General features: G+C 69.5%; 22 protein-coding genes. 6 read left to right on the top strand and 16 right to left on the bottom strand.

Features of this window, described 5'->3' with window-relative positions; genetic code table 11:
- The first annotated feature begins 46 nt into the window (after nt 1–46).
- Together AB5J50_RS34910 and AB5J50_RS34905 are read left to right on the top strand one after the other, a co-directional pair.
- A complete protein-coding gene (locus tag AB5J50_RS34910) occupies nt 47–751 on the top strand; it encodes an N-acetylmuramoyl-L-alanine amidase (RefSeq protein ID WP_369262422.1) in 705 nt (234 codons plus the stop codon).
- 260 nt (nt 752–1,011) lie between these two features.
- The gene (locus AB5J50_RS34905; protein WP_369262420.1) at nt 1,012–2,586 is read left to right on the top strand and encodes a multicopper oxidase family protein; all 1,575 of its coding nucleotides are present in this window, start codon (nt 1,012–1,014) and stop codon (nt 2,584–2,586) included.
- Between the two features lie 396 nt (nt 2,587–2,982).
- On the opposite strand, the gene AB5J50_RS34900 is transcribed toward AB5J50_RS34905, so the two are convergent.
- The 3 genes from AB5J50_RS34900 to AB5J50_RS34890 form a co-directional block, all read right to left on the bottom strand.
- The gene (locus AB5J50_RS34900; protein WP_327431899.1) at nt 2,983–4,152 is read right to left on the bottom strand and encodes a cysteine desulfurase family protein; all 1,170 of its coding nucleotides are present in this window, start codon (nt 4,150–4,152) and stop codon (nt 2,983–2,985) included.
- Between the two features lie 89 nt (nt 4,153–4,241).
- Nucleotides 4,242–4,454, bottom strand: a complete 213-nt coding sequence (locus tag AB5J50_RS34895) for a DUF4190 domain-containing protein (RefSeq protein WP_369265598.1) — start codon at nt 4,452–4,454, stop codon at nt 4,242–4,244.
- Nucleotides 4,455–4,603: 149 nt separating this feature from the next.
- A complete protein-coding gene (locus tag AB5J50_RS34890) occupies nt 4,604–4,771 on the bottom strand; it encodes a hypothetical protein (protein WP_369262419.1) in 168 nt (55 codons plus the stop codon).
- Nucleotides 4,772–4,955: 184 nt separating this feature from the next.
- Here AB5J50_RS34890 and AB5J50_RS34885 point away from each other — a divergent pair, with 184 nt between their 5' ends.
- Nucleotides 4,956–5,582: a TetR family transcriptional regulator gene (locus AB5J50_RS34885; RefSeq protein ID WP_369262417.1), complete on the top strand. Its 627-nt coding sequence runs from the start codon at nt 4,956–4,958 to the stop codon at nt 5,580–5,582.
- 131 nt (nt 5,583–5,713) lie between these two features.
- On the opposite strand, the gene AB5J50_RS34880 is transcribed toward AB5J50_RS34885, so the two are convergent.
- Both AB5J50_RS34880 and AB5J50_RS34875 read right to left on the bottom strand, forming a co-directional pair.
- A complete protein-coding gene (locus AB5J50_RS34880) occupies nt 5,714–6,073 on the bottom strand; it encodes a hypothetical protein (protein ID WP_369262415.1) in 360 nt (119 codons plus the stop codon).
- A 135-nt stretch (nt 6,074–6,208) separates the two neighbouring features.
- Complete coding sequence (locus tag AB5J50_RS34875) at nt 6,209–7,171, bottom strand: helix-turn-helix transcriptional regulator (protein ID WP_369262413.1); 963 nt, start codon at nt 7,169–7,171, stop codon at nt 6,209–6,211.
- Between the two features lie 103 nt (nt 7,172–7,274).
- On the opposite strand from AB5J50_RS34875, the gene AB5J50_RS34870 reads away from it, so the two are divergent.
- Entirely contained in the window at nt 7,275–7,868 is a 594-nt protein-coding gene (locus tag AB5J50_RS34870; RefSeq protein WP_369262411.1) for a TIGR03086 family metal-binding protein, read from the top strand.
- A gap of 111 nt (nt 7,869–7,979) precedes the next feature.
- Complete coding sequence (locus AB5J50_RS34865) at nt 7,980–8,216, top strand: hypothetical protein (protein WP_369262409.1); 237 nt, start codon at nt 7,980–7,982, stop codon at nt 8,214–8,216.
- Between the two features lie 334 nt (nt 8,217–8,550).
- On the opposite strand, the gene AB5J50_RS34860 is transcribed toward AB5J50_RS34865, so the two are convergent.
- Nucleotides 8,551–9,411, bottom strand: coding sequence for a thioesterase family protein (locus AB5J50_RS34860; RefSeq protein WP_369262408.1), 861 nt, complete (start codon nt 9,409–9,411; stop codon nt 8,551–8,553).
- A gap of 154 nt (nt 9,412–9,565) precedes the next feature.
- Between AB5J50_RS34860 and AB5J50_RS34855 the strand changes: the two genes are divergently transcribed.
- Nucleotides 9,566–10,786: an alpha/beta hydrolase gene (locus AB5J50_RS34855; protein WP_369262407.1), complete on the top strand. Its 1,221-nt coding sequence runs from the start codon at nt 9,566–9,568 to the stop codon at nt 10,784–10,786.
- Here AB5J50_RS34855 and AB5J50_RS34850 read toward each other — a convergent pair.
- The 10 genes from AB5J50_RS34850 to AB5J50_RS34805 form a co-directional block, all read right to left on the bottom strand.
- On the bottom strand, nt 10,764–11,429 hold the full coding sequence (locus tag AB5J50_RS34850; RefSeq protein WP_369262405.1) for a trimeric intracellular cation channel family protein: 666 nt from the start codon (nt 11,427–11,429) through the stop codon (nt 10,764–10,766). The genes AB5J50_RS34855 and AB5J50_RS34850 overlap by 23 nt on opposite strands.
- A 99-nt stretch (nt 11,430–11,528) precedes the next feature.
- Nucleotides 11,529–12,920 carry a M1 family metallopeptidase gene (locus tag AB5J50_RS34845; RefSeq protein ID WP_369262403.1) on the bottom strand — a complete coding sequence of 464 codons (1,392 nt, stop codon included), beginning with the start codon at nt 12,918–12,920 and terminating at the stop codon, nt 11,529–11,531.
- 106 nt (nt 12,921–13,026) lie between these two features.
- Complete coding sequence (locus tag AB5J50_RS34840) at nt 13,027–14,418, bottom strand: ABC transporter ATP-binding protein (RefSeq protein ID WP_369262401.1); 1,392 nt, start codon at nt 14,416–14,418, stop codon at nt 13,027–13,029.
- Nucleotides 14,415–15,512 (bottom strand): ABC transporter ATP-binding protein, encoded by a 1,098-nt coding sequence (locus AB5J50_RS34835; protein ID WP_327431887.1) that lies wholly within the window; start codon nt 15,510–15,512, stop codon nt 14,415–14,417. The genes AB5J50_RS34840 and AB5J50_RS34835 overlap by 4 nt, the downstream gene beginning before the upstream one ends.
- Complete coding sequence (locus AB5J50_RS34830) at nt 15,509–16,516, bottom strand: ABC transporter permease (protein ID WP_327431886.1); 1,008 nt, start codon at nt 16,514–16,516, stop codon at nt 15,509–15,511. The genes AB5J50_RS34835 and AB5J50_RS34830 overlap by 4 nt, the downstream gene beginning before the upstream one ends.
- A 72-nt stretch (nt 16,517–16,588) precedes the next feature.
- Complete coding sequence (locus AB5J50_RS34825) at nt 16,589–18,343, bottom strand: ABC transporter substrate-binding protein (protein ID WP_369262399.1); 1,755 nt, start codon at nt 18,341–18,343, stop codon at nt 16,589–16,591.
- A 59-nt stretch (nt 18,344–18,402) separates the two neighbouring features.
- Nucleotides 18,403–19,401: an ABC transporter permease gene (locus AB5J50_RS34820; RefSeq protein WP_369262397.1), complete on the bottom strand. Its 999-nt coding sequence runs from the start codon at nt 19,399–19,401 to the stop codon at nt 18,403–18,405.
- Between the two features lie 403 nt (nt 19,402–19,804).
- On the bottom strand, nt 19,805–20,602 hold the full coding sequence (locus tag AB5J50_RS34815) for an enhanced serine sensitivity protein SseB C-terminal domain-containing protein (protein WP_330307443.1): 798 nt from the start codon (nt 20,600–20,602) through the stop codon (nt 19,805–19,807).
- A gap of 185 nt (nt 20,603–20,787) precedes the next feature.
- Nucleotides 20,788–21,579 carry an enhanced serine sensitivity protein SseB gene (locus AB5J50_RS34810; RefSeq protein ID WP_369262396.1) on the bottom strand — a complete coding sequence of 264 codons (792 nt, stop codon included), beginning with the start codon at nt 21,577–21,579 and terminating at the stop codon, nt 20,788–20,790.
- 114 nt (nt 21,580–21,693) lie between these two features.
- Complete coding sequence (locus tag AB5J50_RS34805) at nt 21,694–22,368, bottom strand: AAA family ATPase (RefSeq protein WP_369265597.1); 675 nt, start codon at nt 22,366–22,368, stop codon at nt 21,694–21,696.
- Nucleotides 22,369–22,435: the final 67 nt, after the last annotated feature.

Raw genomic sequence — 22,435 nt, 5'->3', positions numbered from 1 at the left:
ACGGGGCGGCGGGAACCGGAGCCCGCGAGTATCCGTTGAAGATCGCATGGGGGAGAAAAAGGGGAAGCAGGGGAAGCCGCAGAGCCGCAAGGGCAAGGCCGGCGCCAAGGACGCGGACCGTCGGGTGGGGCGCCGGACGCTGCTCATCGGCGGTGCGGCGGCGGCCCTGGGCACGGCCGCCCTGGCGCGCGACAAGCTGGGCCACCTGTGGTGGAGGCTGCCGGGCGTGGAGAAGCCCCGGGTAGCGGGTGCGGTCGACTTCCGGGGCGCCCAGTGGGTGGCGGCGTCCGCGGCGAACTGGCGGCGCGCGGACCGGCCCGACGACTACGGCATAGACCGAGTGATCATCCATGTCACTCAGGGCAGCTTCACGAGCGCGGTGAAGGTCTTCCAGGACCCGGGGCACGGCGCCGCCGCCCACTACGTCGTCCGCAAGGACGGGCACATCACGCAGATGATCCGCGAGCTGGACGTGGCGTTCCACGCGGGGAATCGGGAGTACAACGAACGGAGCGTCGGCATCGAGCACGAGGGCTTCGTGGAGCGCGCCTCGTCGTTCACGGACGCGATGTATGCCGCCTCCGCGCGGCTCACCGCCGCGATATGCGGGCGGTACGGCATCCCCGTCGACCGGAAGCACATCATCGGGCACGTGGAGGTGCCGGGCACGGACCACACCGATCCCGGGCGGTACTGGGACTGGGACCGGTACATACGCCTGGTGCGGGAGGCGAAAACCGCTTCCGCCTAGCGATATGACGGGGTCGGGCACATCACGTCAGCAAGGGGCCATGTGATGCAGATCACATGTTCTCAATATCGTGAACAATTGGTGAGAGCCTCCCGCCCGATCCGCCCCTCCACCCCGCACGTGACCTGCGGCACGCCAACTTGGCTTTTTTTCAAGGGAGTTGACGGCCGCGGCGATCCATGGCGCATCCACAGCCTCCCCGGCTCGCTCCTAACTTCGCCTAAGTCTTTACATAGCCCTTAGGCCAAGGCTCCACGGCCATGACCCACACCACAGATCCCGCCTCCGGCGCGGGACAGCAGAGCAAGGGCACCCACGCGAGAAGCGGCCGGGGCGACAAGGGCGAGCACACCAAGGGGGCCAAGGGCCGGGGCGGCAAGGGCCTGCACCGGCGGAAGTTCCTCGGCGGGATGGCCGGGGTCGGGCTGGGGGCCGTCGGCGCGGCGGGCGCGGCCTTCTCCCTGCTGACCGGCGGCAACAACAACAAGGCCGCCGCCGCGGACGGCACCCTGACCATCCCGGACCTGCTGGAGGGCACCACGTCCGACAGCACCACCACCTACACCCTGACAGCGCAGACCGGCACGAGCGAGGTGATCAGCGGCGTCTCCAGTACGACGGCCGGCTACAACCAGTCGTTCCTCGGCCCGACCATGAAGTGGACCAACGGCGACACGGTCCTGCTGAACATCACCAACTCCCTGGGCGACGACACCACCGTCCACTTCCACGGCGCCCACATCCCGGCCGAGATGGACGGCGGCCCACAGAACGCCTTCGCCGACGGCGTGACCTGGTCCCCCACCTTCGAGGTCAAGGACGAGGCCAAGACCCTCTGGTACCACCCGCACGCCCTGGGCACCACGGCCGAGCAGGTAGTGCACGGACTGGCCGGGATGATCATCGTCGAGGACGACTCGGACACCTCGGCCGCGCTGCCGAGCGAGTACGGCGTCGACGACATCCCGATCATCCTGCAGTGTCTGGCGTCCGACAGCAGCGGCGACATCAAGTACGACGTCACGGGCTATCTCAGCTCCGGCCTCAGCTATCCGGTGCTGTGCAACGGCACCAACGTCGACTCGACCACCCTCGGCTTCACCGCCACCAAGACCCGCACCCGGTTCCGCGTCCTCAACGCCTCGCCGGCCGACATCATGACCGTCCAGCGCAGCGACGGCGGCACGCTCACCCAGATCGCCACCGACCAGGGCTACCTCACCGAGGCCACCGAGGTGACCACCATCCGCCTGGTGGCGGGCGCCCGCGCCGAGTTCGTCCTCGACCTCGAGGACGCGGTCACGCTTCAGGCAGTCGTCACCACCGGCTGGATCCGCGGCGGAAGCGGCACATACGACTTCCTGACCGTGACCCCGGACGCCTCCGACACACCCGACGACCTGCCGAGCACGCTCAACTCCATCAGCCGGTACGACACGAGCGACTTCACCGCGCGGACGATCACTCTCGGCCAGGGCACGGGCGGCGCCATGACGATCAACGGCTCCGTGGGCACCAGCATGTCCTCGATGGCGATGATCAGCACCACGCTGGACGCCGAGGAGGTCTGGACGATCAGCAACGGTACGCAGCTGGAGCACTCCTTCCATCTGCACGACGTGCCGTTCCAGCTGATCGAGATCAACGGTGAGGAGCCCACCGGCGTCGACCTCGGCTGGTTCGACACCTTCGAGGTGGTCGGCGGCGGCTCCATCAAGATCGCGATGAAGTTCACCGACTTCACCGACGACACGTACATGTACATGCTCCACTGCCATCTGCTCCAGCACGAGGACGAGGGCATGATGGCCGCCCTCATGGTGACGGACAGCTAGCTGGTGGCGGACGACTAGAGGGTGACGGACGGCCGGCCCGGCCTCACGGGACGGCTGCCGCCGGCAGTGGAAGTGCCGGCGGCAGCCGCGTCGAGGGCGGCGCCGGTGGTCGGCCGCGACAACGCTGGGGGTCCGCTCGGACAACTTCCGCCGGGTGAGCAGGCGTTCGCGCGGTGGCGCGACGGTCATACGGCGGCCCTCCGTCGGCAGGAACGGTGCTGTACGGAATTCCCGCACAGCCCGCAGTGTGCACCAACGGACATGCACTGTCGACAGTTGGACCCCCTATTCAAAGAGGAACCCTAGATTAGGGCAGAGTGTCGACACTAGAGCCTCGACCGCCACGGCTTGGCCTTGGCGGCCTTGAGGGCGCCGGCAGTCGAGGGGCGTGCGACGCTACGTCAGTCCCGCGGTGCGCGCCCGCTCCACCGCCGGGCCGATCGCCTTCGCCACCGCCTCGACGTCCGCCTCCGTGGAGGTGTGACCGAGGGAGAAGCGGAGGGTGCCGCGGGCGAGGTCGGGGTCGGTGCCGGTGGCGAGCAGGACGTGGCTGGGCTGGGCCACGCCCGCCGTGCACGCGGAGCCCGTGGAGCACTCGATGCCCTGGGCGTCCAGCAGGAGCAGCAGGGAGTCGCCCTCGCAGCCCGGGAACGTGAAGTGCGCGTTGGCGGGCAGCCTCCCGCCGGCCGCCGGGTCGCCGCCGAGGATCGCGTCGGGCACGGCCTTGCGCACGGCCACGACCAGGTCGTCGCGCAGGGCGCCGATCTCGCGGGCGAACCACTCACGCTGCTCGGCGGCGAGACGACCCGCGACCGCGAAGGAGGCGATGGCCGGGACGTCGAGCGTGCCGGAGCGGACATGGCGCTCCTGGCCGCCGCCGTGCAGGACGGGTACGGGGCTGTACTCGCGGCCCAGCAGCAGCGCGCCGATGCCGTACGGGCCGCCGATCTTGTGGCCCGAGACCGTCATCGCGGCGAGCCCCGAGGCGGCGAAGTCGACGGGGACCTGGCCGAAGGCCTGGACGGCGTCGGCGTGCAGCGGGATGCCGAACTCGGCGGCGACGTCGGCCAGTTCACGGACCGGCATGAGCGTGCCGATCTCGTTGTTGGCCCACATGACCGTGGCGAGGGCGACGTCGTCGGGGTTGCGGGCGATGGCCTCGCGCAGGGCGTCCGGGTGAACGCGGCCACAGGAGTCGACGGGCAGGTACTCGACGGTGGCGCCCTCGTGTTCACCGAGCCAGTGCACGGCGTCGAGGACGGCGTGGTGCTCGACGGGGCTCGCGAGGACGCGGGTGCGGGCCGGGTCGGCGTCTCTGCGGGACCAGTACAGGCCCTTCACCGCGAGGTTGTCGGCCTCGGTGCCGCCGGAGGTGAAGACCACCTCGCTGGGGCGTGCGCCGAGGGCGTCCGCGAGGGTTTCGCGGGCCTCCTCGACCGTCCGCCTGGCCCGGCGGCCGGCGGCGTGGAGGGAGGAGGCGTTGCCCGTGATGCTCAGCTGGGCGGTCAGTGCCTCTACCGCCTCGGGGAGCATGGGGGTGGTCGCGGCGTGGTCGAGGTAAGCCATGGTGGGCCTGATTCTACGGGCCCCCGCTCCGCGGCCTCGGTTCCGGCCCTCAGCCCCGTACGTTCCAGGACATCACGCTGCCGAAAGTCCTAGAAGTTCCAGGACATCGTCGAGTCGAACTGCATGAACGCGACCAGCACCAGCAGGTCGGCGATGCCCAGGCCGAGGCCCAGGAAGGCACGGCCGCGGCGGGCGGTGCCGCGCCAGAGGGCGACGGAGGCGAGGGCGATGGCGATGGGGCCCAGGAAGACGTTGAGGACGAGCAGGCCGACGAGGCCGAGGATGAAGGCGGCGACGGCCATGCCGTCGGCGTCCCGCACGGCGGCCCGGCGAGCGGGGGTGGCAGTGGCGGTGACGGGGGTGTTGGTGACGGGGGTGGGGGTGGTGGCGGTGAGTTCCATGAGGTGGGTCAGCTCCCAACGGTCAGTGGGTGGACGTGGGGCACGAACGGTCAGCTGGTGGAGGTGTGGCGCCGGCGGGCGTTGCGCTCGCGGATCGCGAAGACGGCGAGCCAGATGCCGATGACGGCGGCGGCGACGAGGGTGACGGGCAGCGGCGCGTGGGCCACGGAGCCCATGACGACACCCAGCAGGAGGAGGGCGGCGACGAGGAACAGCATGAGATGCCTCTCGAAGAAGTCTCGAAGTCCCGTCCCCGGGATTCATGACCTCGACAGTGAGGCCCGATTGTTTCGGGGACTTGACGACTCAGTGAACGGTTGTAGTAACAGTTGTTCACTGACTCTTGAGTCTAGCGCGTCCCCCGGCTTTCCAATTACAGAGAACAGTTGTTAACTGCATGGCATGAGTCACACTCTCGGCATCCGACAGGCCCAGAAGCAGAAGACCCGACAGGCGCTCCTGGACGCGGCGTTGGGACTCCTGGAGGAGCAGAGCCTGAGCAGCCTGGGTCTGCGCGAGGTCACCCGTGCCGTCGGTGTCGCCCCGACCGCCTTCTACCGGCACTTCCGCTCGACGGCGGACCTCGGCGTGGCGCTCGTCGAGGAGGCGCTCGGCAGCCTGCACCCGATGATCGAGGACACGGTGTCCGCGGCCGGGGACAGCGACGAACGCATCGCGCGTGCCGTCGACCTGATCGCCCGCCATGTCGCGACTTACCCGGCGCACGTCCGCTTCATCGCGCGCGAGCGGCACGGCGGTGTCCAGCCGGTGCGGGCGGCGATCAGGGAGCAACTGGCCCGGTTCGCCGAGGAGGTGAAGGTCGCGCTGGCGGAACACCCCGAGTCGGCGGGGTGGAGCGACGACGATCTGCTGATGCTCGCGGGCCTGTACGTCGACCACATGCTGATGGCGGCCTCGGCGTTCCTGGAAGCGCTGGAGGGGTCCGATCAGGAGCGGGAGCGGGTGGCCTGTGTGGCGAGCCGCCAGATGCGGCTGATCAGCATCGGCCGGCACAACTGGCTGGGGTAACTCAACTGGCTGGGGTAACTCAACCGGCCGGGATGACACGCGTGGGCGGCGCGCCCGTTCACCGAGCGCGCCGCCCACCCGCGTACGACCATCGTCCGCGCACGACCACCGTCCGCGTACGACGTCCTGGATCAGCCCTGCTGCTGCGGCTGGCCGCTCTGCCGGCCGCCGCCGGGGCCGCCGCCGCAGCCGCCCTGGCCGCCGCCCATGCCACCGCCGGGACCGCCGCTCGGCATGCCCGAGGGGTTGCCGGAAGGGGCCTTCCCGGTGGGCATGTTGGACGGGGTGCCGGACTGCGACGGCATCCCGGACGGCGCACCGCTGGGGCGCCCGGACGGGCCCCCGCTCGGCATTCCGGACGGCTGCTGACAGTTCTGGCTGGAGTTGCCGCTGTTCGAGGACGACGACGAGTCGTCCGAGCCGCAGGCCGCCAGCAGGGGCGACAGCGCCAGCAGGGCGACGACGGGGACAAGTCGTGCACGACGGTTCATGAGGGTAACTCCCAGTCAAGTCACGGAGCCGGTTTATGAAGACCGGATGAGCGGGGGGCCAGAGGACCAGATCCACGTAGGGCCACGCTGTGCCGAAGCTGTGGCTAGCTGTGGATCAACGGCTCCCGCCCGGCCTCAACCGTCCCCGTACAAAGCGCTGATGGCGGCGGCCGTCCCCGCCAGCTCCTCCCGTACCTCCGCCGGCGCGAGGACCTCCACCGTGTCCCCGAAGGCCAGCAGGGTGCGGGCTTCGCGGATGGAGCCGTGCGACAGCCGGGCGACGACCCACTCGCTCGTGCCGTCGTCCTCGGGCAACTCCGAGAGGGCGGAGGCATTGAGGCGCAGGAACATGTCGAGGCGGGAGCGCTGTACCCGAACTGTGACCTCGAGACCGCCCGGACGCTCCTCCACCTGGCGCCGCAACACCTCCCAGGCGTCGCCGAGTTCGACGCCCGGACGCCGCCGCACCGGGTCCGGCAGCAGGGTGGCCGTGCCCACCCGGTCGGCGCGGAAGAGCTGTGGCTTGCCACGCCGGTCGGCGACCAGGTACCAGACGCCGGCCTTGGAGACGAGCCCGTACGGGTCGACGGTGTACGTGCGCGGCTCGGCGTCCCCGCCGTGCCGGTAGCGCAGCCGCAGCCGGCGGTCGGTGAAGACGGCGTTCTGCAACACGTCCAGGTCGACGGCCCGTTGTGGCCCGCCCTTCCAGCGTGTCGCGTCGACCAGGATGCGGCGGCTGGTGACCTCGGCGGCCGGCCGGTGCGGCGCGGGCAGCGCGGCCATCACCTTGCGCAGGGCCGAGCCGAGGGCCGCGTCCAGGCCGAGCGCGGCGTGCGCGCCCTGCGCGGCCAGGATGAACAGCGCGCGGGACTCGTCGGCGGTCAGCCCCGTGACGTCCGTACGGAATCCGGCGAGCAGCTCGATGCCGCCGTGCCGCCCGCGCTCGGCGTAGACCGGGACACCGGAGGCGGACAGGGCCTCGACGTCCCGGTAGATGGTGCGCACCGACACCTCCAGGCGGTCGGCGAGTTCGTGGGCGGGGACGCGGCCACGGGTTTGCAGGAGCAGCAGGATCGAGAGCAGGCGGTCGGACTTCACGACCCCAGGATCGCGCCCGCCGAAAGTCCGCGCAAATGTTGACGGAAACTGTCAGGTTATGCGGCGAACCTAGGGGCACACCGACACACGGAAGAGGTCAGCCATGAACGCCATGGACCCCCGCCCCCTGTACGCCCGCGCCACCGAGCAGATCGCCGCGCTGGTCGAGACCGTCCGGCCGGAGCAACTCGCCGGCCCCACTCCCTGCACCGAGTACGACGTACGGACCCTGCTGTCGCACATGGTCGGCGGCACCCTCCGGATCGCCGTGACCGGTGAGGGCGGCGACGGACTCGCCGTGCACCCCTTCGCGGAGGGCGTCGGGGACGACGGCTGGCCGGCCGCGTACGACGACGTCCGGACCCGGGTGCTGAAGGCCTGGGCGGACGACGCCCGGCTGGACGCCCTGGTGATGGTGCCGTGGGGCGAGGCACCCGGCCGCAACGCACTGGCGGGGTATGTGATGGAGGCCGTCACGCACACCTGGGACCTGTCCGAGGCGCTCGGCCGGCCCCTCGAACTCGACCCGGAACTCGCCGGGTTCGCACTCGCCATCGCCCACCGCGTACTGCCCGCCGAGGAGCGAGAGGACGACCCGGAGCTGCCGTTCGGCTCGGTGGTACCGACCCCCGAAGGAGCCGACACCTACGGACAGCTGGCGGCCTACCTCGGCCGGCTGCCGCTCAGCCGAGCCTGACCCGCGCACGACGACACCCGGCTGGACGCCCCGATGATCGTGCCGCGGGGCGAGGCACCCGGCCGCAACGCACTGGCGGCCACGCGGCGGTAGCCGCATATCGGATGCAGCGTGATGGAGGCCGTCACCCACACCTGGGACCTGTCCGAGGCGCTCGGCCGGCCCCTCGAACTCGACCCGGAACTCGCCGGGTTCGCACTCGTCATCGCCCACCGCGTACTGCCCGAAGGGGAGCGCGAGGACGACCCGGAGCTGCCGTTCGGCTCGGTGGTACCGACCCCCGAAGGAGCCGACACCTACGCACAGCTGGCGGCCTACCTCGGCCGGCTGCCGCTCAGCCGAGCCTGACCCGCGCACGACGACACCCGGCTGGACGCCCCGATGATCGTGCCGCGGGGCGAGGCACCCGGCCGCAACGCACTGGCGGCCACGCGGCGGTAGCCGCATATCGGATGCAGCGTGATGGAGGCCGTCACCCACACCTGGGACCTGTCCGAGGCGCTCGGCCGGCCCCTCGAACTCGACCCGGAACCCGCCGGGTTCGCACTCGCCATCGCCCACCGCGTACTGCCCGCCGAGGAGCGAGAGGACGACCCGGAGCTGCCGTTCGGCTCGGTGGTACCGGCCCCCGAAGGAGCCGACACCTACGCACAGCTGGCGGCCTACCTCGGCCGGCGGCCGCTCAGCCGAGCCGGGCGCGTGCGAGCTGCCGGGACTGTGCGACCAGTCGGTCCGCGCTGTCCCACACCTCGGCGTCCTCCTCCAGGAAGCCGCCGGCGAGGTTGCGGGTGGTGATCGACACCCGCAGCGGGCCGGGCGCCGGACGGGTGCGCACATGCACGGTCAGCTCGACGGTCGGCACCCAGCCGGACAGGCCGATCTCGAAGGCGGTCGGCGGCAGCGCGTCGACCGCGAGGAGCAGCGAGAGGGGGTCGGCGTCGCGGCCGTCGGCGAGTCCGAACCAGGACCGCATCTCGCCCTTCCCGGACGGCGCGCCGAGCGCCCAGCCCAGCGTCGCCGGGTCGAGCTTGAGGAACAGCCGGTCGGCGATCGCCGAGCTGCCGGGAACGGGAGCGGGTGCGTCCTGCGGGCCGAAGCACTGGTCCATCGGCGGGATCGCGGGCGGTTTCGCCGTCGTACGGACGTCGTCGGGCAGGGTGTCGAGATCGCCGTACGAGGCGAGGACGCGGATCCGCTCGACCTCGCGGCCCTCGTCGTCGTACTGGAAGAGGGAGGCCTGGCCGGTCGACAGGGTCCGGCCGGTGCGGACGACGTCCGTGCGGACGACCGCGGGGCCCGGCTGGGACGCGGTCAGGTAGTGCGCGGAGATCGTGAACGGATCACTGTGCGGCAGGGCGTCCGCGAGGGCGCGGCCCAGGACGGCCAGCAGATAGCCGCCGTTGACGGCGTTGATGATCGTCCACCCGGCCGAGAGGTCGATGTCGTAGACACCGGGTTCGCGCAGGGTGACCGCGGTGTCCCGGTCGAACTCGCTGTCGCCGATCGTGGGCCGTACGGCCTGTACCGAAGCTGCTTCTGGCATACGTGAACGGTACAACAGGAGATTACTAAGCGGTAGCTTTGACGGTTTCGGCCAGATGACATCTCCCAGTAGCCCAGGTGAGGACTCGGCAATTTCCTGGTAAGTGTCCGTTATGACCCGTGACCAATCGCCCTCGTCTCGCCTCTGAACTGACATGAGCCTCACCGGGACGCCGTTCCTCTTCACCGCAATCGCGGTGTTCGCCCTCGCCCTCGTCCTGCCCCTGGCCCTCTGGTCCCGAGTCCGCGGGCCCGCGCCCGTGCGCAGCGCTGCCCGGCTGCTGATGCTGCTGTTCGCCCAGGGCACCGCGATCACCCTCGTCTTCGTCCTCGTCAACAACGCCAACAGCCTGTACGACAACTGGGCGGACCTGCTCGGCACGGGCGACCATGTCCAGCGGGCCGCCGACCTCGGCAAGGACGGCACCGGCGGGATCGCGCTCGAACAGCTGCCGAAGGTCCGCCAGACGTTCACCCAGGCGGACGGTCCCGGTATGCACCAGGCGGGCGGGGTGCGCGTCACCCAGGTCAAGGGCCGGGTGTCGGGGGTGAACGCGGAGGTCTATGTCTGGCTGCCGCCGCAGTACCACGAAGCCGCCTACCGCCACCGGAAGTTCCCCGTCGTGGAGCTGCTGCCGGGCTATCCCGGTTCGGCGAAGGCGTGGTTCGGTTCGCTGAAGGTGCACAAGCAACTGCTGCCGATGATGCGCGACGGCGAGGTCGCGCCGTTCATCCTGGTCGCGCCGCGCACCACGCTGCTGGCCCGGGTGGACACGGGCTGCGCGAACGTCCCAGGCACGGTGAACGCCGACAGCTGGCTCAGCCTCGACGTGCCCAGGATGGTGACGGACAACTTCCGCGCCGAGGCCGCTCCGGACGGCTGGGCGACCGCCGGCTACTCGGCGGGGGCGCACTGCGCGACGAAGCTCGCCGTTGCGCACCCCGACCGCTACCGGGCGGCGGTGAGCCTGTCCGGCTACAACGACCCGATCGGCGAACGGAAGTCGCTCGCCGCGCGGAGCACGGCACTACGCCGGGAGAACAACCCCTATCTGCTGCTGCGCGGCTACCGCACCCCGCCCCGCCTCGCCCTCTACCTCTCCGGCGAGTCCGGCGACGGCTACCAGGCGGGCGCGGCGCTCCAGCAGATCGCCCGGCCGCCGACGACCGTGGACGTGCTGCTGCTGCCGCGCAGCGCGGGCGGCCATGACATGGGGCTGTGGCGGCCGCAGATCCCCGAGGTGTTCCGCTGGCTGACCCGGCAGATCGGCGGCAGCGCCGCCAAGGGAGCCGCGGGTTCCACCGGATCCACGGAATCCACCAGTACTACGGGATTCACCCGTACTACGGGATCTACGGGGTCTCTTCCTCAGTGACCGTCGACCGGCGGTTCCACGCGCGCGGCGCCCGCCAGTGGTACCGCATCGCGAGCAGCCTCAGGACGAATGCGGTGACGACCGCGAGCCCGCTGGTGAACGGAGACAGCGCGTCGTAGCGGATGCACAGCACGACCATCGTGGCGCCCACCATCGCGGGCACCGCGTACAGGTCACGGTCCCAGCGCAGCAGCGAGGGCACCTCGTTGGCGAGGACGTCGCGCAGCACACCTCCGCCCACCGCCGTGACGAGACCGAGGGCGGCCGACTGGGGCAGGCCGAGCCCGTACTCGTACGCCTTCGTGGTGCCCGCGACAGAGAAGAGGCCGAGCCCGGCCGCGTCGAAGACGTTGACGCCCGCCTGGATCCGCTCCACGTGGGGGTGGAGAAAGAAGACCAGCAGGGCGGCGAGCAGCGGGGTGGTGAAGTAGCCGAGGTCGGTGAAGGCGGCCGGGGGCACGGCGCCGATCATCAGGTCCCGGAACAGCCCTCCGCCCAGCGCTGTGACCTCGGCGAGTACGGCGATGCCGAAGACGTCGAAGTTCTTGCGGACGGCCAGCAGCGCGCCGGAGATCGCGAAGACGAAGATCCCCACGAGGTCGAGCACATGCTGGACGGAGGGGCTGAACAGTTCCTGAAGCACCCGTACATTCTCACCCGCCGACGGGCGTGAACCTTACAAAGCAAGGCCTACGGCAGGTGATACGACCTACACGGTGGGCTGTCGGGACTGTCGGGTGGGCTACAGCGTCGGCTTGCCGGTCGTGTAGATCCAGGTCTGGAACAGGTCGTCGAGCTGTTGGCCGGAGATCTTCTCGGCGAGCTGGATGAACTCGGCCGTGTTGGCGTTGCCGTACTTGTGCAGCTTCGTCCAGGCGGGCAGCAGCTTGAAGAAGGCGGTGTCGCCGATGCGTTCGCGCAGCATCTGGAGCGTCATCGCGCCGCGCTGGTAGACCGCCGAGGCGAACATCGTGTCGCGCTGCGGGTCGGCGACGGTGATCTGCCAGAAGGCGGCGTCCGCGGGCCGCGCGTTGTAGCCGGCGACGAAGGAGTCGTGCGCCGAGCGGATCCCCTTGTGCTCGGACCAGAGCCACTGGGCGTAGGTCGCGAAGCCCTCGTTGAGCCAGATGTCCTTCCAGCGGTCCACCGAGACGGAGTCGCCGAACCACTGGTGGGCCAGTTCGTGCACGATGGTCGACTCCGAGCGCACGGCGGAGTACGCGGGCTTCGACTGGACCTCCAGCGAGAAGCCGGCCTGCGGCATGTCGTCGACGATCGCGCCGGTCTCCTCGAAGGGGTACGGGCCGAAGACCTGCGACCAGTAGTCGGTCGCCTCGGCCGTGACGGCGTACACGTCGACGCTGTTGCTGTTCGCGAGCACCGGGTCGATGGCGACGTAGATCGGCGTCCCGGCGGGCGTCGTCCCGGTCTTCACGTCGAACGTGCCGATGGTCGCGGTCGCGAGATAGGTCGCCATGGGCTTGTTCTCGCGCCAGTGCGTGACGGTCTGGCCGTCCTTGTCGTACGTCGATATCAGGCGGCCGTTGGAGACGCCGGTCAGGCCCTTCGGCGCCTTGATCCGGATGTCGTACGTGGCTTTGTCGGACGGGTGGTCGCTGGACGGGAACCAGGTGGAGGCGGCGTTGGGCTCGCAGGCGACGAAGACGCCGTCGGGGGTCTTCATCCACCCGTAGTCGGAGCCGAAGATGATGGGGCCGCCGAGGGGTTCGGGCACACCGCCGTAGGTGACGGTCACGGTGAAGGTCCGGTCCTTCGACAGCGTGCCGCGCGGGGTGATGTGGATCTCGTCGCCGTCCCGCGTGAACTCGGCGCGTCTGCCGTTCACTTCGACCAACGCGACGTCCAGCTTCTGGAGGTCCAGGTCGAAGGCGGAGAGGTTCTGGGTGGCGCGGGCCGTGATCGTCGTACGGCCGTCGAGGCGGTCGGTGTCCGGGTTGTACGCCACGTCGAGGTCGTAGTGGCGGGCGTCGAAGCCGCCGTTGCCGAGCTGCGGGAAGTACGGGTCTGCGACGCCGTCGGCGCCCGGGGTGGGGGCGGAGGAGGCGGCGATGACGAGGAAGGAGGCCGCCGCGGTCGCGAGGGCCCCTAAACGTGCCGAACGGGAGAGTGCCATGAGCGTCCCTTTCGTACGTGTACCGATCAATTTCGATCAGACGGACACGCAGGACTCTGCACTCTCCCGTTCGGGCATGTTCATGACTTTGCCAAGTCGTCATGGCCTACTTGCCGGTTGACTCCTGACGATCGGCTTCCGCCTCGGGCTCGGCTTCGGCGTCCGCCGCCGTCTCGGGCTCGGCTTCCGCCTCTGCTTCCGCCTCTGCTTCGGTCGCCGTCTCGGCTTCCGGCTCGGCTTCCACCTCTGCATCGGCCGCCGTCTCGGCTTCCGGCTCGGTGGAGGCTTCCTCTTCGGCGGGCGTCTGCGAGACCTCGGCCGGAGCCTCCCCCGACACCTCGGTGGCGTCCACGGCGGCCACCAGCTCCACCGCCTCCTTCGCCGCCGACAGCAGCACCGTGTCCTGCGGAGCCTGGTCCTCGAAGTTCTCGGGGTGGTGGCAGGCGACCTGCTGACCGGGCTTCAGCTCGATGAGCGGGGGCTCGGTGGTCTTGCAGATCTGCGTGGCCTTCCAGCAGCGCGTGTGGAAGCGGCAGCCGCTCGGCGGCGAGATCGGCGAGGGCACGTCGCCGCGGAGCAGGATGCGCTCGCTCTTGACGCCCCGGCGCTTGGGGTCCGGCACCGGCACGGCCGACATCAGGGCCTTGGTGTACGGGTGCATCGGCGCCTCGTACAGCGAGTTGCGGTCGGCGAGTTCGACGATCTTGCCGAGGTACATCACCGCGATGCGGTCCGAGACATGGCGTACGACGGAGAGGTCGTGCGCGATGATCACGTACGTCAGGCCCAGCTCGGACTGGAGGTCGTCCATCAGGTTCACGACCTGCGCCTGGATCGACACGTCGAGGGCCGAGACCGGCTCGTCCGCCACGACCAGCTTCGGCTTCAGGGCGAGCGCCCGGGCGATGCCGATGCGCTGGCGCTGGCCGCCGGAGAACTCGTGCGGGTAGCGGTTGTAGTGCTCGGGGCTCAGGCCCACCAGCTCCAGGAGCCGCTGGACCTCCTTCTTCACGCCGCCCTCGGGCTCCACGCCCTGGAGCCGGAACGGCGCCGAGACGATCGAGCCGATGGTGTGCCGCGGGTTCAGCGAACCGTACGGGTCCTGGAAGATCATCTGGATGTCCCGGCGCAGCGGGCGCATCCCTCCCGCGCTCAGCGAGGTGATGTCCTTGCCCTCGAACTCGATGGTGCCGCCGGTCGGGTCCTGGAGCCGGGTGATGACCCGGCCCATGGTCGACTTGCCGCAGCCGGACTCGCCGACGACGCCGAGCGTCTCGCCCTTGCGGACCTCGAAGTCGATGCCGTCGACCGCCTTCACGGCGGCGACCTGGCGCTGAAGGATGCCCTTCCGGATGGGGAAGTGCTTCTTCAGCCCCTGGACCCTGAGCAGGACCTCGCGCTCGTCCGAGCCCTTCGCGGAGTCCGCGCGGTCCTCGGGTGCCGCTGCCTGCTGCGGGATCACCGCGTCGGCGGCGTCCGTCTTCTTCGTCTCACTCACAGCTTCGGCGCAATCTCTTCGGTCCAGATCCGCGTACGGTCCTCCTGCGAGAGGTGGCAGGCGGTGTAGTGCCCGCTGCCGACCAGCTGCAGTTCGGGGCGCACGGTACGGGTGACATCGCCCTTGGGCAGGTCCGCGTACGGGCAGCGCGGGTGGAAGGCGCAGCCCGAGGGGACGTTGATGAGGCTCGGCGGCTGGCCCTTGACCGGGATGAGCCGGTCGGAGGTCTCCCGGTCGATACGCGGCATCGAACCGAGCAGACCCCAGGTGTACGGGTGCTGCGGCTGCTCGAAGATCGCGTCGACGGTGCCGCGCTCCACGCACCGGCCGCCGTACATCACCAGGACCTCGTCGGCGATCTCGGCGACCACACCCAGGTCGTGGGTGATGAGGACGACGGCGGAGCCGAACTCCTTCTGCAGATCCCGGATGAGGTCGAGGATCTGCGCCTGGACGGTCACGTCGAGGGCGGTCGTCGGCTCGTCCGCGATGAGCAGCTCGGGGTTGTTGACGAGCGCCATGGCGATCATCGCGCGCTGGCGCATACCGCCGGAGAACTCGTGCGGGTAGCTGTCGGCGCGCTTGGCCGGTTCGGGGATGCCGACCCGGTCGAGCATCTCGATGGCCCGCTTGCGCGCGGTCTTCTTGTCGACCTTGTGGTGGACGCGGTACGCCTCCACGATCTGGTTGCCGATCGTGTAGTACGGGTGCATCGCCGAGAGCGGGTCCTGGAAGATCATCGCCATCTCGCGGCCGCGGAGCTTGCGCACCTCGTCCGGGTCGGCGTTGACCAGTTCCTTGCCGTCCAGCCAGATCTCGCCGGACATCTGGACGTTCTTGCCGCGCGCGCCGAGCCGGTGCAGGCCCATGATCGCCAGCGAGGTGACGGACTTGCCGGAGCCCGACTCACCCACGATGGAGAGGGTCTTGCCCTTCTCCAGCGAGAAGCTGAGCCCGTCGACGGACTTGACCAGGCCGTCGTCGGTCGGGAAGTGCACCTTGAGGTCGCGCACTTCGAGGAAGGCGTTCGGGGCGTCCGAGGGCGAGGAAACGGGCTCGCCGACCGCGGCGCCAGTCTTGGACAGTTCGGTCACGAGAGCCTCACCCGCGGGTCGGCGGCGGCGTACAGCACGTCCACCAAAAGATTTGCGATCACGACGAAGAAGGCGGCCAGCAGAGTCACGCCGAGGATCTTGGGCAGGTCGTTGTCGGTGATGCCGGCCACCGCGTACTCGCCGACGCCGTGCAGCGAGAACACGGTCTCGGTGATCACGGCACCGCCGAGCAGCAGACCGAGGTCCATGCCGAAGACGGTGATGATCGGGGTGAGGGCAGCGCGCAGTCCGTGCCGGACCACCACGTTGCGCTCGCGCAGGCCCTTGGCGCGGGCCGTGCGGATGAAGTCCTCGTTCATCGTCTCCAGCATGCCCGAGCGGGTGAGCCGCGCGTAGATGGCGGAGTACAGAAGTGCGAGAGAACACCACGCGGGGAAGAGCGTGTTGGCCCATTGCGCGGGGTTCTCGGTGAACGGAACGTAGGTGCGCCCGAAGATCGGCCACTGGTAGGTGAAGAGCAGGATCGCCAGGTTGCCCGTGAAGAACATGGGCAGCGAGACACCGGCGAGCGCGACGCCCATGAAGGTGCGGTCGAAGAACGAGCGCGGCTTCAGCGCGGAGACGACACCGACCGCCACACCCGAGACCAGCCACAGTACGGCGGCACCGGCGGCCAGCGAAGCGGTCACCGGAAGACGGTCGGTGAGCTCCGGCCAGACCGCCTGGTGGGTCTTGAAGGAGTACCCGAAGCACGGTGCGTCGCAGTGCACCGTGGTCGGGCCGAGGTCGTAGGTGGCGCCGACCACGATCCCCTTGATGAAGTGCCAGTACTGGAGGTAAACGGGCTGGTCCAGACCCAGGTTGTGCTTGACCGCGAGGATGTCGGCCTTCGACGGGCTCTTACCGATGTACTGCTGCGCCAGCTGGTCGGCGGTCTGGCCGGCCATGCGGGGCAGCAGGAAGAAGATGGCGAAGGTGACCGCGGAGACGACCAGCAGCAGGATCACTGCCGCTACCGTCCGACGGAGGATGTACGAGATCACGGGGATCGGCGCTGGTGCCCGCGGGCCGCGAAGCCCGCGGGCACCAATGCCTTCACCTGCCTTCCGGGGCTGCTACTTCTTCGTGGTGCCGATGTTGAGGTAGTCGTACTGACCGCTGAAGGCCGCCGTCGACACCAGGTTGGTGTAGGTCGTCGGACGGGCCAGCAGCACCTTGAAGTAGGTCAGCGGGACGAGGACGGCGTCGTCCATGGTCTGCTTGTCGATCTGGGTGTACAGGCTGTTGCGCGCGGCGGTGTCCTCGGTGCCGATCGCCTTCTCCAGGAGGGCGTTGACATCCTTGTTGTCGTACTGCGACAGGTTGGTGTTACCCGAGGCGCCGATCGCGCTGCCGTTCAGGATCTGCTGCAGGAAGCCGTAGCCGGACGGCCAGTCGGCACCCCACTGCATCATGATCAGACCGATGTTGTTCTTCTCGGTGAACTTCGGGACGCCCGCGTAGTCGGTGAAGTACTTGCCCGACGGGTACTGCTTCAGGCTGGCGTTGATGCCGGCCGCCTTCAGCGAGTTGATGATCGCGGTCGCCGCGTCGATCTCCTGCGGGCGGTCGCTGCGCGCGGAGATGTTCGTCGTGATCGACGACTTGCCGCAGGCCTTCAGCTGCTCCTTGGCCTTGGCAGCGTCACCCTTGTTGCCGGTGGACGCGTAGACGTCCGACTTCTCGTAGCCCGGGATGTCCGGCGGCAGAACGGTGGAGGCGACGTCACCGCGGATCGGGCCGCCCTCGGCGGTCTGCACCGAGACCTTGTCGATCGCGAACTGCACGGCCTTGCGGCACTCGACCTTGTTGAACGGCGCGACCTTGGTGTTGATCGCCATGTAGACGAGACGGCCACCGTAGGTGTTGTCCGTGTTGGCCTTCTTGTCGGCCGAGCTCAGCACCTGCGCCTGAGTGGCGGCCTGGACACCCGTACCACCGAGGTCGATCGCGTCGCCCGCCAGGACGTCCTTGTCGATCGTCTCGGCGTTGACCTTCAGGTTGACGACGATCTTGTCCGGGTACTGCTTGCGCAGCGGGTCGGTCGAGGCGTCCCAGTTCTCGTTGCGCACGAGGACGGCCTGCTTGCCCTCGGAGTAGCTCTGGAACTTGTACGAGCCCGAGGACACGATGCTCTTGACGTAGTCGACGCCCGTGTCCTTCGCCTGGGGCACCGGAGCCGTCTGCGGCGCCGCGACCAGGTAGTCGAACTCCTGGAAGGCCGTCTTCAGGTGGAACACGACCGTGGTGTCGTCGGGGGTCTCGATCGACGACAGGCCCTTGGCGCTCTTGTCCTTGTAGGGGCCCTTGTACTTGTCGCCGCCGGCCATGAACTGCTGGAAGTAGTTCGGGCCGAGGGAGAGCACGTCACGCGCGAAGTTGGAACGCTCGACGGCGTACTTGACGTCCTTCGACGTGATCGCCGAACCGTCCTGGTACTTCAGGCCCGAACGCAGCTTGTACGTCCAGGTCTTGCCGCCGTCGCTCGGGACGCCCTTGCTCGCGGCGAGGTCCGGGACGAGGGTGTTGCCCTTCTCGCCGGCGCCGGGCTGGAACGTCATCAGCGGGCGGGCGTACAGCCGGCTGAAGTTGTACATGTACGCGTAGTACGTGTTGCCGGGGTCGAAGGAGTCCGGGACGTCGGACAGTTCGTAGGTGACCGTCCCGCCCTTCTTCGTGGAGGCGTTGACGACATCCTTGGTCGCTGCGTTGGCCCCAGCTGATTTGGTGTTGTCGTTCTTGTTCGAGTTGTCATCGGCCTTGCTGCAGCCTGCAAGAAGCAGGCTCGCGGAGCCGATGGCCGCAACAGCGGCCAGCGCTGACCTTCGCATGATGGGCGGGTTCCCCTCCATTGTCGGAAACTTGATGGGCTCTCGGAATGCGGCCGGCCTCAGCGGCTGCGCGGGTCGAGAGCGTCGCGGAGACCGTCGCCGAGCAGATTGAACGCCAGCACGGTCACGAAGATGGCGAGACCAGGCACGATCATGAACTGCGGGTCGACCTCGTAGAAGGTGACCGCTTCCCTGAGCATGCCGCCCCACGACGCCTGCGGGGGCTGGATACCGACCCCGAGGAAGCTGAGGGACGCCTCGAAGAGGATGTTGGTCGGGATGAGCAGCGTCGAGTAGACGATGATCGGGCCGACCAGGTTGGGCAGCAGCTCCCGGAACAGGATGTACGGGCCCCTGGCGCCCATGCCTCGGGAGGCGTCCACGAATTCCCGCTCGCGCAGGGCGAGGGTCTGGCCTCGGACGATCCGGCCCAGGTAGGGCCAGTTGAAGAAGCCGATGACGAAGATCAGCACGCACAGGTGGAGCGGGAGCCCTTCGAGGCCGAAGGCGCCGCCCTGCAGGGTGGCGGAGATGGCGATCGCGAAGAGCAGGAGGGGGAAGGCGAGGAAGGTGTCCATCAGCCGGCTGATGATCGAGTCGACTCGTCCGCCGTAGTAGCCCGCGACGACGCCCAGGATCGCGCCGATCACGTTGGACAGGATCGTCGCCCCGAAGGCGACCACCAGCGACACCCAGGAGCCCTCCAGGATGCGGGTGGCGATGTCGCGCCCGAACTTCGGGTCCACACCGAGCGGGTGGTCCCAGCTCATGCCGCCGAAGCCGCCCTTGGGCAGCGAGGTGTTGGGATCGATCAGATCCTGGTGGAAGGCGTTCGGGTCCAGCCCGAACATCGCCTGGACGGGCCGGGCGAGCACGGCCAGCAGGACGAGCAGCACGACGATGACACCGCCGGCGACCGCCACCTTGTCGCGCTTGAAGCGCGTCCAGGCGATCTGTCCCAGGGAACGGCCCTCGATCTGCCCCTTGTCGACTCCGGCAAGCACGGCCTCTGGCTGTGCTTCCGATGCCGCCCCGGTGGTCTCGATCGGTGCGGTCACAGTGACCCGACCCCTCTCGCCGGTGGTGACCGGCCTACGCCTGCCGCTGTCTGCGGCTTGGTTCACTTGCATGCCGGGAGATGGCCGCAGATGGTGCGGCCTGGTTACCCGGCTTGATCGTTCGACTTGCACTCGCTCACAGGATCGATGACCCCATGTCTGATGGGCGAGTCTTCAGTGCCGCCACGATCACGTGCCAGGCCTGATGGAGAAAGTATGCGCAACCGTGATGCTTGTAGGGGGATTCCGTTATCCGAACAGTGGGTAACGCGAGACGGACGAGGGGCAGTTGGGTCGGAAAGGGCCACGAGGCACCCTTTCCTTCCTTGTCGCCCCTAAACGGGACAACAAGCCCTTACGTCTTCTCGCCCGCAGGTCAGACGGTCGGCCGGGCCGCGCCGGATCAGTATGAGCGCGGCTGCGGGTAACCGTAGCCACCCGCCATCGGTGCCTGCGCCGGGGCCGCGTGCGCCTCGCGGTCGTAGAACGGCCGGGCGTTGGCGCGCAGCCAGATCGCCACCGGGTCGTACTCGTCGGACATCGCGACGGTCGAGACGGGCAGGCCGTCCGGGACCGCGCCGATGGACTGCTGCATCATCGCGCGCACCGAGTCGACGGCGGGCGGCGAAGTGTCGTACACGTCCAGACCGATGGCCAGGTACGGTGCCCCGAGCGCGGGCTGCACCCAGGCGCGGCGCAGCGAGCGCACGGCGGGGGTGCGGTGCGCGTTCTGCGTGATCAGCGCGTAGAACTGCGGGATCTCGATACCGGGTTCGGAGAGCCGGAGCGGGCCCGCGGGCTGGCGCTCCAGGCCCGTGGCGATGCGGCGCAGATCCAGCCAGGGGATGCCGACGCCGCCGCCGGGGGCGTGCGGGTTGAGCCAGAGGCCGAAGTGGTCGGGGTAGAGCGTGCGGGCGACGTCGAGGCCGTCGACGACCTCGTACGAACGGTTCCAGCCGCTGGCCGAGAGCTCCTGGGCGGAGGTGACACAGGGCGCGTACCCGAAGCCGTCCACCTCCATGTTCCCGTACTGCGCGTCCGGGGAGCCGGCCTGGCCGTGCCAGAGCAGCATCCAGACCTGGCCGGACGACGGGGTCGCGAGGGCGCGAAGGAGCGCCTCGTAGGCGTCGTAACGCCCGGGCGTCACTTGGCGCAGCATGTGCTCGACCTGCCCCGCGGCAGCCGTGCCCGACGCGCTCACCTTCTACCGCCCCTTCGCGAACAACACCTTGACCGAGTTATCAAACCAGCTTAGGCGCTCCGCTGGGAGAACCGTTGATAGCTCGGGACTTGCTGTGGTCTGCGGGCTGCGGGTTGGTTGTGGCTGGTCGCGCCCACGCGGCGGAGCCGCACATCGATGCAGCCCCGCGCCCCTATCGGGGCGCCTCAGTGGCCGTACTGATAGAAGGGCCGTACTTGGGCGCGCAGCCAGTCGCCTACCGGGTCCTGGGCCACGTCGAGGAAGATCAGGTTCACCGGGCGGTCCACAGGCACCCGGCCCAGCGCGCGGCCCAGCGCGTCCAGTGGAAGCGTGCGCGCGTCGCCCTCCCATGAGGACAGCTCGACGCCGATGAACATGACCGGGTCGGCGGTCTCGATGGCGGCCAGGCAGCGGCGGGCGGTCAGGACGACGCCGGTCTCGGCGAACTCGGCGGAGGCCGCGGACAGGAAGTCCACCGGGTCCTCCTGCCAGTCGGGCTCGAACAGCCGCACCCGGCCGCCGCTCGCGGGCCCGTCCAGTGGGGTCCGCCCGGCCCGGCACAGTTCGGCGACGGCGAGCGGCGGCAGCGGTACGCCGACCACGCCGTCCGGATTGACCGCGATGCCGACCTGCGGGGGCAGCCCGCGGGCGAACTCGACGGCGGGCGCGATCGTGTACGACATGTGGCCGCCGGTCACCTGGCGGAACTGCTCCTCGGAGCTGAAGACAGGGACGAACGCCTGGCCCTCGATCTCCAGCGTGGGCAGGTCGAGCGGGCCGCTCTGGGGGCCGCCGCCGTTCGGCAGGGGCACCCAGACGAAGCTGCGGCCGAGGACCTCGACGATGCGGGCCCCTGCCGAGGGCACGCCGAGGGAGGCCGACAGCACCTCCTCCAGTTCATTGCCGGGCCATCCGCCGTGCGGATGGGGATGCGGGTGCTCCGGCGCCGGGAAGTCGGGGAATTCGGGGAAGTCCATCTGTCTACCGCCTGCTGTGAACCTGTGAACCTGTGCTCCGGCTGGCAAGGTTAGTGGGCTCGCACCGCCGTCCCGTACGCCCTTTCGTACGACCTCCCGGCGTCGTACGCCCGTTCAGTCGCCGAAGTCGATCCGGCGCAGCACGTCCGCCGCCGCTCGGTCGATGAGGACCGCCGAGCCGCAGCCGTCGGGCAGGTCGCCCTTCTCCACGGAGCGGAGCAGCCGGGTGGCCGCGCCGCGGTGGCGTGCGAACGCGTACCGCGAGACGCCGCGCCCACGCTCGCGCTGACCGTCCAGCGCCGTGCCCGGGGTGACGTCGAGCAGCAGCAGATGCAGCGCGCCGCCCCGGCGCCGGGCCTCGCGGGCGAGCCAGCGGCGCACCCAGGCCTGCGTACCGCAGTCGTGCACGACGACTCCGGTGCCGGAGCGCAGGGCGCGGCGCAGTCCCGCGTAGTGCGCGAGGCGGACCAGGGGGCGGTAGACCGCGTACGGCAGCCAGGCCGCCATCCGGCCGTCCCAGCGGTCGCGGGTGTCCTGGGAGTCGATGCGTGTGCCCGTGACGGCCCGGCGCATCAGGGTCGACTTGCCGCTGCCGGGCAGCCCGGTGACCACGACGAGGTCGAAGGCCCCGAAGTGCAGTCCGTGCGGGCTGTGTCCCGCGCGGTCCCTGAGGTCGCGGACGACGGCCGTCGGAAGCGGCCCGCAGGCCTCCCGCGCCGGGGCGCCGGGCTGCTTGGGCAGCGCGATGCCCGAGGTCGTCGCGTACGCCGTGGTCCTGTTCACCGTGATCGTCCTCCCCTTGGGGTGTGGAGTCCCATCCCCGTCGAGTGTAAAGAGAAGGTAATGCGCGGCGCTT

The organism is Streptomyces sp. R35 (assembly GCF_041053035.1).
Taxonomy (GTDB): domain Bacteria; phylum Actinomycetota; class Actinomycetes; order Streptomycetales; family Streptomycetaceae; genus Streptomyces; species Streptomyces lutosisoli.
This window is presented reverse-complemented; position numbering and strand designations above follow the sequence as displayed.

Coding starts and splice junctions, on each gene's coding strand:
- AB5J50_RS34910 (WP_369262422.1), top strand. CDS start 47: ATGGGGGAGAAAAAGGGGAAGCAGGGGAAGCCGCAGAGCCGCAAGGGC.
- AB5J50_RS34905 (WP_369262420.1), top strand. CDS start 1,012: ATGACCCACACCACAGATCCCGCCTCCGGCGCGGGACAGCAGAGCAAG.
- AB5J50_RS34900 (WP_327431899.1), bottom strand. CDS start 4,152: ATGGCTTACCTCGACCACGCCGCGACCACCCCCATGCTCCCCGAGGCG.
- AB5J50_RS34895 (WP_369265598.1), bottom strand. CDS start 4,454: ATGGCCGTCGCCGCCTTCATCCTCGGCCTCGTCGGCCTGCTCGTCCTC.
- AB5J50_RS34890 (WP_369262419.1), bottom strand. CDS start 4,771: ATGCTGTTCCTCGTCGCCGCCCTCCTCCTGCTGGGTGTCGTCATGGGC.
- AB5J50_RS34885 (WP_369262417.1), top strand. CDS start 4,956: ATGAGTCACACTCTCGGCATCCGACAGGCCCAGAAGCAGAAGACCCGA.
- AB5J50_RS34880 (WP_369262415.1), bottom strand. CDS start 6,073: ATGAACCGTCGTGCACGACTTGTCCCCGTCGTCGCCCTGCTGGCGCTG.
- AB5J50_RS34870 (WP_369262411.1), top strand. CDS start 7,275: ATGAACGCCATGGACCCCCGCCCCCTGTACGCCCGCGCCACCGAGCAG.
- AB5J50_RS34860 (WP_369262408.1), bottom strand. CDS start 9,411: ATGCCAGAAGCAGCTTCGGTACAGGCCGTACGGCCCACGATCGGCGAC.
- AB5J50_RS34855 (WP_369262407.1), top strand. CDS start 9,566: ATGAGCCTCACCGGGACGCCGTTCCTCTTCACCGCAATCGCGGTGTTC.
- AB5J50_RS34845 (WP_369262403.1), bottom strand. CDS start 12,920: ATGGCACTCTCCCGTTCGGCACGTTTAGGGGCCCTCGCGACCGCGGCG.
- AB5J50_RS34825 (WP_369262399.1), bottom strand. CDS start 18,343: ATGCGAAGGTCAGCGCTGGCCGCTGTTGCGGCCATCGGCTCCGCGAGC.
- AB5J50_RS34810 (WP_369262396.1), bottom strand. CDS start 21,579: ATGGACTTCCCCGAATTCCCCGACTTCCCGGCGCCGGAGCACCCGCAT.